10 protein-coding genes, 1 CRISPR repeat array and 1 riboswitch (1 of these 12 running past the window's edge) are annotated in these 14,114 nt (G+C 63.9%); of the genes, 4 read left to right on the plus strand and 6 right to left on the minus strand.

Annotated features, from left to right (window positions below):
* The first annotated feature begins 5 nt into the window (after positions 1–5).
* On the plus strand, positions 6–356 hold the full coding sequence (locus IE158_RS06090; protein ID WP_268248063.1) for a transposase: 351 nt from the start codon (positions 6–8) through the stop codon (positions 354–356).
* A gap of 76 nt (positions 357–432) precedes the next feature.
* Here the strand turns inward: IE158_RS06090 and IE158_RS06095 are convergent, their stop codons facing one another.
* From IE158_RS06095 to IE158_RS06115, 5 genes are read right to left on the minus strand one after another with little or no spacing between them, the layout of a single operon-like run.
* Positions 433–1,698: a glycosyltransferase family 4 protein gene (locus tag IE158_RS06095; protein WP_229838942.1), complete on the minus strand. Its 1,266-nt coding sequence runs from the start codon at positions 1,696–1,698 to the stop codon at positions 433–435.
* The gene (locus IE158_RS06100) at positions 1,698–2,879 is read right to left on the minus strand and encodes a glycosyltransferase (RefSeq protein WP_189642780.1); all 1,182 of its coding nucleotides are present in this window, start codon (positions 2,877–2,879) and stop codon (positions 1,698–1,700) included. The genes IE158_RS06095 and IE158_RS06100 overlap by 1 nt, the downstream gene beginning before the upstream one ends.
* A 3-nt stretch (positions 2,880–2,882) precedes the next feature.
* Complete coding sequence (locus IE158_RS06105; RefSeq protein WP_229838943.1) at positions 2,883–4,271, minus strand: O-antigen ligase family protein; 1,389 nt, start codon at positions 4,269–4,271, stop codon at positions 2,883–2,885.
* Positions 4,268–5,431, minus strand: coding sequence for a glycosyltransferase (locus IE158_RS06110; protein ID WP_189642781.1), 1,164 nt, complete (start codon positions 5,429–5,431; stop codon positions 4,268–4,270). Before IE158_RS06110 ends, IE158_RS06105 begins: the two co-directional genes overlap by 4 nt.
* A complete protein-coding gene (locus IE158_RS06115; protein ID WP_189642782.1) occupies positions 5,432–6,751 on the minus strand; it encodes a lipopolysaccharide biosynthesis protein in 1,320 nt (439 codons plus the stop codon).
* A gap of 162 nt (positions 6,752–6,913) precedes the next feature.
* Between IE158_RS06115 and IE158_RS06120 the strand changes: the two genes are divergently transcribed.
* From IE158_RS06120 to IE158_RS06130, 3 genes are all read left to right on the plus strand, one after another.
* Positions 6,914–8,041 (plus strand): LCP family protein, encoded by a 1,128-nt coding sequence (locus IE158_RS06120; protein WP_189642783.1) that lies wholly within the window; start codon positions 6,914–6,916, stop codon positions 8,039–8,041.
* Positions 8,042–8,145: 104 nt separating this feature from the next.
* On the plus strand, positions 8,146–9,333 hold the full coding sequence (locus tag IE158_RS06125; protein WP_189642784.1) for a YdgH/BhsA/McbA family protein: 1,188 nt from the start codon (positions 8,146–8,148) through the stop codon (positions 9,331–9,333).
* A gap of 158 nt (positions 9,334–9,491) precedes the next feature.
* Positions 9,492–9,594, plus strand: a riboswitch (cyclic di-GMP riboswitch).
* A 10-nt stretch (positions 9,595–9,604) separates the two neighbouring features.
* Positions 9,605–10,867, plus strand: coding sequence for a glycoside hydrolase 5 family protein (locus IE158_RS06130; protein WP_189642785.1), 1,263 nt, complete (start codon positions 9,605–9,607; stop codon positions 10,865–10,867).
* 214 nt (positions 10,868–11,081) lie between these two features.
* On the opposite strand, the gene IE158_RS06135 is transcribed toward IE158_RS06130, so the two are convergent.
* A complete protein-coding gene (locus tag IE158_RS06135) occupies positions 11,082–12,563 on the minus strand; it encodes a glucose/sorbosone family PQQ-dependent dehydrogenase (RefSeq protein ID WP_229838944.1) in 1,482 nt (493 codons plus the stop codon).
* Positions 12,564–12,659: 96 nt separating this feature from the next.
* A CRISPR array of direct repeats spans positions 12,660–14,114; the repeat unit is 29 nt; unit sequence CGGAACATCCCCGCCTGCACGGGGAAAAC; it runs 465 nt beyond the window's last position.

Below are 14,114 nucleotides of genomic sequence, written 5' to 3' on the forward strand. Positions count from 1 at the left end.
TGCGGGTGACTGCGGCCAATATTCAAGATCGGTCAGGGGGCTTTCCCCTGCTTGAACAGACTTACAACCGGTTCCCACGTATTCGGCATGTGTGGGCAGATGCGGGCTATACGGGACAGTTGGTCCGTTGGGCCAGAGAGACGCTGGGTTGGACGATGGACATTGTCAAAGGAGTGGTTGGACAACGAGGGTTCGTTGTCCAACCACGTCGCTGGGTTGTCGAACGGAGTTTGGCTTGGCTGACCCGTTCTAGACGCTTATCGAGGGACTATGAAATATTGCCACAGACCACCGAAGCCTGGTTTTACTTGGCGAATATTCGACTCATGTTGCGACGACTGGAGCGGTCTGTTTGAACCTTTTCAAACACGCTCTAAGGCCTTCTCTTCCTTGTGGTTCCTTGTGGTTTTCTTAGTGTCTTTCCCGCGCCGCCTAACGCCGGGCCAATCTCAGCGCCAGTGCAGCCACGCCAATACCAGCGGCAGCCCACTTCCAGGGCCGCGCTGCCTGCACTGCCCGCTGACGTTTCTCCCAGGCCTCTGCGTAAAAGTCATCCCACAGCGCCCAGACTTTTTCCTGGGCGAAGTTCTCGCTGACCCACGCCTGGCTCTGGCGGCCCAATCGCTCCCGCAAAGGGGTGTCGGTGAGCATCTGCACCAGCGCGTCTGCCAGGGCGGGAACGTCGCCAGCAGGCACCTGCAAGCAGGTTTCGTTGGGCACGCCAGCGTCACGTACACCGGAAGCCTCGGTCAGGACACTCGGCACCCCGTAGGCCCCAGCTTCCAGCACCACCATGCCCAGGCCCTCGTGGCGGCTGGGCAGCGTGTTGACCGTCATCAGCGGATAGAGGCGGCTCATATCCGACTCGAACTCCACTTGGACCAGGCCCGGCGCTTCACGGAAAGCCTGCATGGCTTCATCCGACAGCGGGTTGGCCGGGTCAGGCACGCCCACCAGCAGCAGCCGGGCCTGCGGCACCTGTGCATGCACCTGCGGCCAGGCCAGCAGCAGCTCTTCGGTGCCCTTTTGGGGAGCCATGCGGGCCACAAAACCCACCACAGGAGTCCCTTCGGGCAGGTTCAGTTCCTCACGGGCGGCGGCTACGGCCTCCGAATCGGGATGGGCGTAGCGTTCTACCGGAATTCCAGCTGGGCTGCCCGCTCCCAGCACCCGAATCTTGGACGCAGGCACCAGCCCCAGCGCCACCGCTTCATCGCGGTTGGAAGCGCTGACGCACAGCACCTCGTGGGCACAGGCTGCCGTCAGCCGCTCCATCATCAGCAGCACAGGACGCAGCAGGGCCAGCCGGCCCGTGGCGGCAGTTTCGCTGCGCAGGCCGTGAATGAAATACACCCGCAGCGGCACGCCCAGAGCGGCCCCCACCAGACCGCCAAGCAGCCCGGCTTTGGGAGTGGAGAAGTTGATCACATCGGGGCGTACCCGCGCGGCAACAGCCAGCAGTTGTCCCAGGGCGACCAGATCACGGCGCGGTGAGATTTCGCGTGCGAATGGGACCGCGTGATGGGTGGCTCCGCTGGCCGCCACAGCCCGCTGCACCTGATCCGCCGGTTCGGCAGGCGTCACAAAGTGAACGTCCCAGCCCTGACGGCGCAGATGCCCGAAATGCTCCGAGAAAAAGGCCAGCGAAGCGATGGCGGTGGTGGTCGTGTACAAAATGGTGTGTGGCTTATCTTTCATCAGTTCTCCCTCACGGCGGTCTGAGCGCGGACCACTTGCCGAAAAGCTTCGCGCCCGCGGTCAAGGACGTCGTCAGCGTACTCGTGGGCCAGGTTCAAGTTGCGGGCGCTGGCGCGGCTCAGCGCCTCTGGATCGGCGGCCAGTGCGCCCCACACGCGGGCCAGGGCCGCAGCGTCACCCGCCGGGACCAGATACTCGTCTGGAATCAGTTCGGGAATGCCGCCCACCGATGAGCCAATCGCAGGCAGTGCCCGCGCCTGGGCTTCGAGCAGCGCACGGGGCAGGCCCTCCGTACGCGAAGGCATCAGCAGCAATTCGGCGGCGTCCAGGTCAGCGCGCACCGCCTGCGGCGTACTGCGCTGCCCTACGAATTCCACGTCCTGCGCCACGCCAGCTTGCTCGGCCTGGGCTTCCAGAGCGGGGCGCAGCGGACCGTCGCCCACCACCCGCAGCCGCACGTTCTGACCGGCGCGGCGCAGCTGGGCCAGCGCTTCAATGGCCACATCCACCGCTTTGTGTGGCTGTTCTAGACTGCCCACCAGCACGGCAAGCTGGGCCGGTTGACTGTAGTGGCGTGGCCCGGCGCTGAATGCCTCCGGGGGCAAGTAGACGTCCGAAACGCCAAAGGAGGCACCCCCCCGGCGCGGCGGATAGCGGCGCTGCAACGCTTCACGGGTCACGTACTGCACTGCGTCAGCTTCACGGCACTGCATCTGGGTGAGCCGGGTCAAGATGACGCGGAACAGGGGCCGCAGGGGATGACGGGTGCCATCGGGGCCGTAGGCCATGTAGGGATCATTGACCACTTCGGCAGCAAAAGGACGCCCCTGCGCCTTCCGCACGCCAGCAGCCAGGTGACCAAGCAACCCAGAGAGCCGCACGATGACTGCGTCCTGCGGCTCTAGGCCGCGCCGTAGGGTCCGCAGGACGCCCGGCAAGCGCCGCAGCAGCCCCACTGGCCCCTGATAGTAGGGAACGTGCAGTACGCTGACTCCAGTCCCGTCCACGCGGCGGTACCCAGGCGGGACCGCCGTGACCAGCTGTGAGCGGCCCACCACCTGCACTTCTTCAAAGGTATTCAGGTAGCGCTCCCAGTGGGCGTAGGTGGCATGCCCGTTGTCGTAGGTCGCTCCGTCTGCCGTATGTATAAATCTCTGTTCTAAGACCACGCTGACACGCACAGTTCAGTCCTCCCAGCCCAGGGTACGGGATGAGGCCAGCGCGGCGGCAGGTTCCTGAAGGGTTGGGGAATATTCACTGCCTGGATTCGGAGCCAGTACGGCTGCGCTGGCCGGAGTCAGCGCCACCACGGTGACGAGCGCCAGCAGCGGCAAGAAAGAACCAAACGCCGAGTTGGGATAGAGCGTCTCAGTGGCGAAGGTCGTGGCCCAGAGCCCGATCAGGACATTCAGCGCGATGCCCGCCCGGTGGTCTCGCAGGGCGTAGAGGCGGGACATCAACCACCCGAACAGCATCAGCATGACGCTCAGCCCAGCAATTCCAGTTTCGTAGAGCACCTGAAGCACCATCATGTGAGCGTTCGAGCCATTGTTGGCGATGCCAGAGCCCATGCCGCTGCCCAGCAGCAACCGCAGCGGGTCGGCAGCCAGATTCTTCACGTAGGTCTGCCAGATGTCGCCGCGCCCGGCCAGATTTTCGACATTGCCAGCTTCTAGAATCGTGGCTTGCCGGGCAATCAAGCTGTCCAGCTCAGTCTGAAGGTAAGGCATGGCCGCCAGCGCCAACACACCCGCCAGCAGAACCATCAGGGTAGAGCGCAGCGGCGTGCGCAGCCCTTCGAGCAGCACGAACAGCAGCGCCCCCACCAGGCCCGCCCGCGCCCCCGACAGGAAGCACGCCAGCACGATGCACAGCAGCACCCAGGTATTGGACTTGAGCGGACGCAGCATCATCAGCAGTGCGCCCTGCAGCAACACCATCGCCGCCACGTGGGCATGGTTGTAACCCAGGGTGCCCAGCCCCCGCTCATTGTGGAGGTAGTACGACTCCCACGGCCCCGACACCCCCAGCCCGCGCGGCAGGAACTGGCCCAGGAAGTTGGGGATGGCAGGCGAGAAATAGGTCCAAGTGACGGTCACGACCATCACCAGAAAGCCAAAGCGGGCAGCCTTTTCCCAGCTGTCCAGGACTGGCTGAGACAGCGGCAAGCGCGCCGCCATCCAGAACACGCCGAGCAACTGAATCAGCTTGAACAGCTGAAATACCCCAAAGGGAAGCGCCACATTCAGACGGCCGTCCCCCATCACGAGCAGCAGCAGCACCGACAGTGCCGACAGCGCGGTGATGGCCGCCAATCCCTGCCCCAGGGGCCGCAGGTCAGGCCGCAGCGGAGCGCGGTACAGCACCGACAGCAGCAGCGCCAGCCACAGCAGGGCATCGGCCAGCGTAGGCCACAGTGCCCAGGGACCAGCCCCCAGCAGCGGCAACCCGAAACACTGCGCAGCAACAAAAGCGCCCAGCAACCAGATGACCGCCCGCTCCAAGGCAGGTGCGGCGCGCCGACCAGCGGTGGGCAGCACCTGCACCTGCGGGCCTGACCACGGGAGGCTCACACTTCGCCCCGGCTGGCCCGAATATAAAACTCGGTCAGGTCCTGCGTGGTCTCAGCCACTTCAAAATCCATGCGGGGTGGATCATGACGCCCCCTCTCCAGCGCACCCGCCACCACTTCGGCCCAGGCCGCAGCACCACTGTCCAGCGGCAACCGCTGCACATCGATCAGCGGAAAGCGCCGGTCATCCGAGGTGACAGGCACTCCGGTAGACACGATGCACGGCAGACCAACTGCCTGCGCCTCAATAAAAGCCAGGCTGAGGCCCTCAAAGCGCGAAGTCAGAACAAAGGCGTCCATCAGCCACAGCAGGTCAGCCACATCGGGCCGGGAGCCCAGCAACTTGACCCACTGCTGGAGGCCCAGTCGGGCCACCTGCGCCTCAATGGCCTGACGTTCGCCGCCTTCCCCCACCAGCAGCAGATAGGCGGGGCCAGAGTTCCGAACATGCTCGGCCAACACGTCCAGCAAGAAGGCATGGTTTTTTTCGGGCCGCAGCTGTGCCACACAGCCCAGGACCGGCACGCCCGGCTCTAGCCCGAGTTCTTCACGCAGGCCCCCAACCGAACGCGGAGTTTGCAGGCCCGCCAGGTCTATCCCCAGAGTGATGATCTGGACCTTTTGAGAAGTCCAGTCTGCGCCAAACAGTGCTTCTGCAGCGGCCTGACTGACGGCGGTGCGGTGCGTCACCGACTGCTGTAGGGCGGCCCGCATCGCCTGGATGTAGGCAGCGCGGCCCCGGCTGGCCTGGGCGTCTGCATTTCTGGTATCGGTGTGGCTGGTCGCCACGCGGACCGGCACCCCAGCCAGGCGTGCCAGCAGCAGCAACAGGCCGCTGAAATGATGCACATGGCTGTGAACCACGTCGTACGGCCCGTACAGCTGGAGCGCCTGGCGGTAGGCCCGCACAAACTGCGGCAGCTGGTTGCTGGCGGGAGCATGAATCATCCTGACCCCCAGGGAACGCAGTTCAGGCTCATATTCACCGATATGCGGTGAGGGGCTGGCGATCAAGATATCCATCTTGACCAGGTCTGGGTCAATGCGGCGAAACACATTGACCAGCCAGGTTTCGATGCCGCCGCGGTCAAGGTTGCCCGTCACGTGTAGGACACGCACTGGACGCTCAAGGGAGAGAGAAGAAAGGTCGGAAACAGGCATTTATGGGGCTCCTGACAGGGAATCGGGAGAGGACGGGCCAGATTCATCTGGAAAAGGGGCGGATTGTTCGGCTGCCGGAGCAGCCAGCGCTTGCCCCACGATAAGCCAACTGCCCAGCAACTGGGTGATGGCCCCGGTCAGGGTGGCTGCCGCCGCACCCAGCAGGCCAAAGCGCGGAATAAACCACCAGCAGGCCAGGGCCAGCACAGCCGTCACCCCGGCAAACAGGGGCAACTGCTCGCGGAACCGCCGCGCGGCGGTCACCGCAAAGCCCAGCGACGAGGACAGATAACCGGCGGCCCCCGCCAGTGTCAGCCAGAAAAAGGTGCGGGCATGCTCAGCGTAGGCGGGGCCGTAGAGCAGCGACAGCAGTGGCGCACCCGCCACCGCACTCAGGAGTGTGAGCAGCAGCCCTACGCCGCCCGCTCCGGCCATGAGCATCAGGGTCAGGCGCATGAACCCGGCCCGGTCACCACGGGCGAACATCTGAGACAGCCGGGTGGTCAGGGCCGTACCCAGGGCGACCACAAAGACACTGCCGGCCACCGTGACATAGCTGAGCGCCGCGTAGATGCCCAGTGCCTCGCCGCCCAGCAGCCGCTCAACAAAGAGCCGGGGCAAGTTGGTGCCCAGCGACACCAACCCAATCACCACGCCCAGCGGCAACGCCAAGCGCAGCAGGGTGCTGCTGGGCGGCCAGGTCCACCAGTGCCCAGTGACCAGGCGGCGCGCACGGGGCACATCAAACAGCAGCAGCGTGATCAGCCCGGCAGCGGCCACCCCCATTGCCGCCAGCGTGAGGTCGCCGGTCAGCTGATAGACCCCGGCCAGCAGCGCCAGTCCCAGCAGGCCCCGCAGCAGGGTGGACTGCGCAATCCAGTCCAGGCGCTCACGCTGCTGCATCAAGCCGTATACCAGGTCGCTGCCGCCCTCTAGGGCCTTGGCGACGCCCAGCCACCACACCGGGCCGCTGGCGTGCGGATAAAGCCAGGCCAGCGCAGCGGTGACCCCCAACCCCAAGATCATGCTGGGCACACGCAGCGCTGCGTAATCACGGAATTCGAAACGGTGCTGGGCGTCCGTGGCCTGCACCGCCCGCAGCTGAAGCCCCAGCAGCAAGAACAGCGGGGCCGTCAGCGCAAGGCCCAGCGAATAGAGGCCGACGTCTACAGCGCCGCCACTGCGGGCCAAGATGATCACCATCAGCCACTGGGCGGCGGAGTAGATGCCCTGCCCGGCCACGGTCCACAGCATGCCCGTCCGCAGTCCTGGCGGCGGGCTGGGAGCGGGAGCAGGAGTGGCGCGAGAAGGTCCAGTCATCGGAGCAGGTCCACCATAGTGCTGTTCAGCATAGCCTCTGCTCCCACAGCGCGGCTGACTGCACCTTGAGCCAGCATTAGCTTGCACCGGCCGCTGCGGTGCATTTGTGCAAAAGAAAAAAAGGCACACGGGCTGACCGTGACGGCCCGCTATAGTTGGCGGATGCAGGCGCGGCACAAATGGGCAGGACTCGTCTTGGCGGTGGCCCTGGCCCTGGGGGGACTGACCTACCAGCGCCAGCAGGTACAGGAGCTAGGCCAGGACGTCTATTACGAACTGGAAGGCGACAGCCTCCCGCCCCTGCCCGGCGTGCTGGATGACCCGGTCTTTGCCGAGCTGCCTCCCCCCTCCCCCGACCAGCCTGTGTCATGGGGGCGCTACAAGCCAGCCGAACAAAGGTCGCCCGTTGCGTCCAGTCAGGCCAGCGCGCCAGCAGCGGACGCCCAGCCCAAGCCCAGGGCTCCAACCAGCGCCAGCGGTTCTACGGCGCAAACCAATGCAGGCCCTCAGACCAATTCAGGTCACAGTGCAGCGCCACAGACTGCGCCGACCCGCTTTTCCGAGCGGCTAACGACCCAGACGCGGCTGCACATCCTCCTGATCGGCAATGATCAACCGCAGCTGGGCAGGGGCCGGGGTGACGTGCTGGTGGTGCTGACCTTTGACCCGGTGGCGCAGAAGCTGACCTTTTTGAGCATTCCGCGTGACACCCGCGTGCAGATCCCCGAGCGCGACGGAATGGCGAAAATCAATGCGGCCTACGCCCTGGGCGGCCCAACACTGCAGACCCTCGCGGTAGAGCGGTTCCTGGGCATCCCGATGGACAAGTTCGTGGAAGTGAGCATGGACGGGTTCCAGCGCGTCATTGACCTGGTGGGGGGCGTGGAGGTTAGTCCGCCTTTTGCCTTTGAGCTGGACGGACAGCAGTTCCGCCCTGGCCGGGTGACCCTGAACGGGGAGCAGGCCCTGGCCTATACCCGCATGCGCAAAGATGACCCAAAGGGTGATTTGGGCCGCAACGAACGGCAACAGGAGGTCATCCGCAGCCTGATGCAGTCTCTGGGCAAGCGCTCCCCTGAGGAGCTCAGCGCCCTGCTCCAGCAACTGCGCTCGCAGGTCCGGACCAACTTCTCGCCCTCGGAAGTTGTGGCGCTGCGCCGCACGCATAACTACGCCCTAGAGCAGCAAAGCGTGCTGCGGCCTGCGGGCAAGAATGTGCGCATAGACGGGCAGTGGTTCTATGTGGTGGCCGATCAGGAGCGCCAGCGGCTCCATTTGGCTCTGCGGTAAGTCGTTCCGGCGCGGTCCAAACATAAGAGTGGACTGAGTCCGAGGAGCGCAGGGCATGAGTCCGCCGCACGGGGAGTCTCATGAGGTCCGCCTAGAGTCAGGGCATGCGACCTATTCTTCAGCCTGCGTGGCAGCGACGGGGCCTTTTGGTGGCTCCACTGCTCACAGCGCTGCTCACCGGGTGCCAGCTCCTGCAACCTTCGCCCGCTCCAGCGCCAGCTTCCTTGGGCCTCCAGGGCATGCAGAGCACTGCGGTCACCCACCGGCCCGACGGCACCGTGCTGGTCAACGGCCACCCTTTTTTTCCTTTCGGCTTTTACCACGTCTCATGGGCGTGGCAAGGCACACCCGAACGGCGTGCCCAGGACCTTGAACGGCTGGCGCAGGCTGGGTTTAATCTGATGATCACGGAGCCGGTCAATGACCGGGACAGCGCCAACTTCACAGCACTGCTGGATCAGGCGCAGCAAGCGGGGATGTTCGTCATTCCTTACGGGCTTTCTGCAGAGAATCAGCAGCGCGTCTTGCAGCATCCGGCGCTGCTGGGCTTCAAGGTGGCCGACGATGTCAATGTCAACTACACCCCTGAGCAGGCGGCGGAGCGCAGCGCCCAGTTCAAGGCGCTGAACCCGGCCAAGCTGACCTACCTGAGTCTGGCCGTGGGGCAACACAGACCCGAAACGCCCTACTTCGCGGCGGCGGACCTGATTGGCAACCAGAGCTACCCCATCGGCAACGACGATATCGGCGTCACCTACCGCATGATGCGCAGCGCTGTCCAGAGCGCGCAGGCGCAGGGCAACGTGCCCATCGCCAACTTGCAAAGTGCCTTTTGGGGAGTGGCCAAACCCACACCCGGCGAAATCCGCAACATGACCTATCAGTCGCTGCTGGCCGGAGTCAAAGGCGTCGTGTATTACGCTTACCGCGCTCCCGAAGTGGATCTGAACGCCGAGCCTTTCGTGTGGAAAAGCCTGCAAAGTCTGTCCAAAGAAGTGTCGTTGCTGGCCCCACTGCTGCTGGACGGCGAACTGATTTCTCTGGACACGGCTCCCCAGGGACCGCTGACCGCCTATTTGCGTGGCCAGACTCCTGGCGGGGAGTGGCAAGGCTACGTGGTGGCCATCAACACCAGCCGCAAAGACACCCAGACACTCGATCTAGAGCTGCCTGAAGCGCCCACCCTCTGGCAACCCATAGGCGGTCCCGAAAGCGCCACCCTCCGCCAAGACGGCAGCAGCGTGCATGGTCAGCTGGCACCGCTTCAGGTCGCTGTGGTCCGTGTACGCTGACCCCCCAGCGACGCCCGCAGAATTCACCCTGAAGGTTTGTATGAAAGTGGTTATTAAAGAACCTTTATTTTTTCGGTTAGCGCGGAGGAATTGTGTCCGCTTGATTTCCGAATCATTACAGTTCCTGCCCTCTTGTCCGCTTAGTTTCATCCATCGCTTCTCGATAAAGGCAAACCCTCTGTGAAGAGGGGACGCAAAGCCTACGGAACTTTCATGCTCAGCCCCTTGGGGACTTGCATCAGAGTTGGCCGGGCCACCGAAGGAAGGTCCTATGAAAAAACGTGGTTTGACTTACGCTCTGGTAGGCTTGCTTATGGCCGGTTGCTCCACCAGTCCCGCTGCGCCCACTCCTGACGCTGCCCCTGCAGACAGTCTGGAATCGCTGGCCCGCAAAACTCCGAAAAGCCCTACAGCACCGGCTCCGGCCCCAGCTCCAGCGCCCGCACCGGCCCCTGCGCCCACTCCCGCGCCGGCACCCACTGCGCCCGTCGGTCCTAGCACGGCCCAGGTCCGCGCTGACGGCACCTTGACGGTGAACGGCCAGGCCATGTTCCCGATGGGCTTTTATCATGTCTCCTGGGCTGGCGACGCCGAGCGGCGGATGCGCGACATGCACGCCATTGCCGACCTGGGATTCAATACCATGAACTCCACCATGTTTGACCCGGAAGGCGACCTGGAAGGCTACCGCAAGCTGCTGGACGCTGCGCAGGCCCGCGGCATGAAGATGCTGGTCGAAGACTTCAATGAGACCTCCATCCGGACGTTCAAGGACCACCCCGCGCTGCTGGGCTGGATGGTGGCCGACGACTGCAACCGCCTCGTCAGCCCTGAAGAGCTGCAACGCCGCAGCGAAAGCGTCAAGCAGCTGGACCCCAACCACCTGACCTACACCAGCATGGCGATTTCGTACGCCAGCAGCCACACCGAGTACTTTGGCCGCGCCGATGCCGTGGGCAACCAGAGCTACCCTGTGGACGGCGGCGATCCCCTGAACGTGGTGTACCCGATGATGACCCGCCTGGTGGCTGAGGCCAGCGCCAAAGGCACCTTGCCCATCGCCAACCTGCAAAGCTTCCGCTGGGAAAATGGCCGCTACCCCACGCCTGCCGAGCTGAACAACATGACCAACCAGGCGATTGCCGCTGGGGTCAAGGGCATCCTGTACTACACCTACCTGGACCGCACCAACGACCTCGCCAGCTACACTGGCCTGAACGACGAACTGCGCCGCCTCGCCAGCGAAGTGAAGGTGCTGGCCCCCGCCCTGACCGAAGGGCAGCGCACCGAATTGCCCGCCGCCGCCAGCAACCGCCAGGTCAAAGCGCACATGTGGACCTACGGCAGCCGCCGCTACGTGCAGGTCGTGAGTCTCGACGACACCGTGAGCCAGTCGGTCAAGGTGCAGCTGCCCGGCACCGTGGGCAGCCTCCAGCCTCTGTTTGCAGAGCGCAGGAACACCCTGACCCTGCAGGGCACCACCGCCGCTGGCACCCTGGCTCCGCTGTCCAGCCAATGGTACGAACTGCGCTGAGTCAGAGCATCCCCACCTCCGGGATCACCTGAGGGCCAGCCATGAACAGGAGAAAGAAAGCTCCTGCCCCGGCTGGCCCTCACTGTGCGCTGATCCAGTTGTGTCCTGGTGCAGTTCTGTCCTGGTCTACCTGGCAGCGCACAACATCAAGAAGCCGCCATGAGCAAGGGGAGCTCCCCCTACGCTCATGGCGTTGCTGCTATATCAGCTCAGCTCAGTTGCCGGTGTAGGTAAAGGCCAGAATGGCTCCAGGGTTAGCGAGGGCCTTGCTGGGCTGACCATTGGGCATCAGCATGCTGCCGCTGCTATCGGTGGCCACATAAATGGTGCGCTGGTCGGGCGAGAAGGCCAGGTCGCGGTAGCGGTTGACCGTGGTCACGCCCGGCAGCGGTACAGCCTGACCGCGTGCATTCTGCCCACTGGGGCTAAGAGGAATCTGGTAGACCGCGCCATCTTTGAGGCTGGTCATCAGCAGCGAGTTCTGAAGGTGGGGAATTCCCGCAAAGCTCTTTTCGTAGATGTCAATGCTGCTGGGCGCAGTGGTGGGGTTGCACAGGTAACCTGTCCAGCCTTCGCAGGCCACGTCACTGAAATCGTGGGTCTTGGGGCGCGTCCAGAAGGTCATCAGGGGGTCAGTGTAGTCGGCCCCATCATACTCGCTTTCCTTGACCACCGGCACTTCGGCAGGCGGATTGGAGTAGTTGAACTCGAGCGTCTCGCAGTTGGGGGCCGCCGACCAGTTGGCGTAGGCGTAGGCCTGGTCATCCTGATAGCCCGCAATGTGGGGCCAGCCATAGTTCTTTCCGCCCGCGAGAATGTTGATTTCGTCGTCGGTGTTGGGGCCTTGTTCGCTGGAGTACAGCAGCCCATTTTGCCCGAAGGCCAGGCCCTGCGTGTTGCGGTGTCCCACGGTGTAGATGTGGCTCCGGACACCGTCAAAGCTGGGGTTGTCAGTGGGAATGCTGCCATCAACATTCAGGCGCAGCGTCTTGCCGACATACAGGTCGTAGTTGCCCGCAGCGATATCCGCGGCGCTGGGCATTTCCTGCGCGCGAATGGGCTTGCAGACGTGGGCCAGCTGGTTGTGACCAAGCTCGCCAAAGCTGAGGTACAGCTTGCCATCCGGCCCAAACTTGAGACGGCCCCCGTTGTGGTCCAGACCGCCAGGCAGGTTCTCAATGACGGTGGTGGGCTGGGTCAGCTTGCCCGCCGCCTTGTCAAAGGTGTAGCGCACGATACGCTTGTGAACCAGTTTCTCATCGGCATCCGAGCCGTAGGTGTAGGTCACATAGACCCAGTCCCGGCCCACGCCACGCAGCAGATCAGGATGCAGCGCCATGCCCAGCACACCCAGGTGCTGCCCACCAGCGAGGGCTTCGGGAATATTCACGGCAACTTGCTTGGTGCCCGTCTGAGGATTCACCCGAACAACACGCTTGCCGAGGCGCTCCGTCACCCACAGCCAGCCGTCCGGCCCCGTAGAAATTTCCCAGGGCATTTCGAAGCCGGTGCTGACCACGCGCATGCTGTAGCCGCTGGACACGGGCTTGGCAGCATTGGGCGCCGCATGTACGCCTGGTTGCGCCGGAGCAGAAGGAACCACGATAGGCCGAGCTGGCTGACCTGCGCCGCCTGCACTGGCCGAGGCCAGCAGGGTCAAGGCGAGGAGGGAACTGCCGAATAATTTTTGTTTCACGACAGGAGTCTAACTTAAAGGTTCTCGATTTTCAAAAGTACTTTGGTTTTTAAAGGGCATACCAATTTGACCCAGATTGCTGAGTGATACTGTGGCTGGAACATCCCCGCCTGCACGGGGAAAACGTCATCGTTCTCAGCCTGAGCCTGTGCCAGCGTGGAACATCCCCGCCTGCACGGGGAAAACCAGGCGTTCATCCTCTAGTTCCTTGCGCTCCGCGGAACATCCCCGCCTGCACGGGGAAAACTAGCAATGTCTGTAGATGTCTCTGATTGAGACAGGAACATCCCCGCCTGCACGGGGAAAACGCACAGATGCAAGTCCTGGCGGAACTCATCCGCGGAACATCCCCGCCTGCACGGGGAAAACACGGTGATCTATGACGTGAGTCTATGCCCAGACGGAACATCCCCGCCTGCACGGGGAAAACCCGGAGGAACAACCCGCGTGGCCGCCCCTGGGCGGAACATCCCCGCCTGCACGGGGAAAACGTCCTCCGCACCGAGCCGGGGATGTTCGAGCGCGGAACATCCCCGCCTGCACGGGGAAAACCACGCCCCGCCCGCCTATCCGGCACAGCGGGGCGGAACATCCCCGCCTGCACGGGGAAAACGAATCATGCGGCTTGGGTGCCCTCGTCGGGGCCGGAACATCCCCGCCTGCACGGGGAAAACCACTGCGCCCCGGCTGCATTCGCGTTCAGCACCGGAACATCCCCGCCTGCACGGGGAAAACGCCTGCCAGCATGGCCGTGGTGAGGGGGACATAGGAACATCCCCGCCTGCACGGGGAAAACAGTGGCACCAGCACATCACGGAGCAGAGGCGTCGGAACATCCCCGCCTGCACGGGGAAAACCCTGCAGAATAATCCAGCTCCCGAACGGCCTTCGGAACATCCCCGCCTGCACGGGGAAAACAAAATCGCCCGCGCTGACGATGACGAAAAGCACGGAACATCCCCGCCTGCACGGGGAAAACCTGCCAATGCTGACGGCGGGGGCACTGGGGGTCGGAACATCCCCGCCTGCACGGGGAAAACCCGGTCCACATGGACGCCCCAGAGCGCCCGCACGGAACATCCCCGCCTGCACGGGGAAAACACCCGGTCTGCCCAGTCGGTTTCAATCCGCGCCGGAACATCCCCGCCTGCACGGGGAAAACGCCACCGGGCGGTCTGTCTGCCGGGTCAGAAACGGAACATCCCCGCCTGCACGGGGAAAACCGCACCCACACCAGTTCAGCGGTTTGGGTGCTCGGAACATCCCCGCCTGCACGGGGAAAACCCGGTCCTCCGGCGTGGGCGGCACCACACGGGCGGAACATCCCCGCCTGCACGGGGAAAACCCATAAGCCATGTCTCATAAGCTCATTTTTTGCGGAACATCCCCGCCTGCACGGGGAAAACTGGGCATCCTGGCCCCAGATGGTGAAGTGGGCCGGAACATCCCCGCCTGCACGGGGAAAACGTCCCCTACACCCTTCACGGCCACCAGGCGCTCGGAACATCCCCGCCTGCACGGGGAAAACGCCGCGTTCAGCTCCTCACTCAC

This window comes from Deinococcus piscis (genome assembly GCF_014653275.1).
Classification (GTDB): Bacteria; Deinococcota; Deinococci; order Deinococcales; family Deinococcaceae; genus Deinococcus; species Deinococcus piscis.

Bases quoted from the DNA above. Each gene is read 5' to 3' on its own strand.
- IE158_RS06115 (WP_189642782.1), bottom strand. From the start codon at position 6,751: ATGACTGGACCTTCTCGCGCCACTCCTGCTCCCGCTCCCAGCCCGCCG.
- IE158_RS06125 (WP_189642784.1), top strand. From the start codon at position 8,146: ATGCGACCTATTCTTCAGCCTGCGTGGCAGCGACGGGGCCTTTTGGTG.
- IE158_RS06130 (WP_189642785.1), top strand. From the start codon at position 9,605: ATGAAAAAACGTGGTTTGACTTACGCTCTGGTAGGCTTGCTTATGGCC.
- IE158_RS06120 (WP_189642783.1), top strand. From the start codon at position 6,914: ATGCAGGCGCGGCACAAATGGGCAGGACTCGTCTTGGCGGTGGCCCTG.
- IE158_RS06110 (WP_189642781.1), bottom strand. From the start codon at position 5,431: ATGCCTGTTTCCGACCTTTCTTCTCTCTCCCTTGAGCGTCCAGTGCGT.
- IE158_RS06095 (WP_229838942.1), bottom strand. From the start codon at position 1,698: ATGAAAGATAAGCCACACACCATTTTGTACACGACCACCACCGCCATC.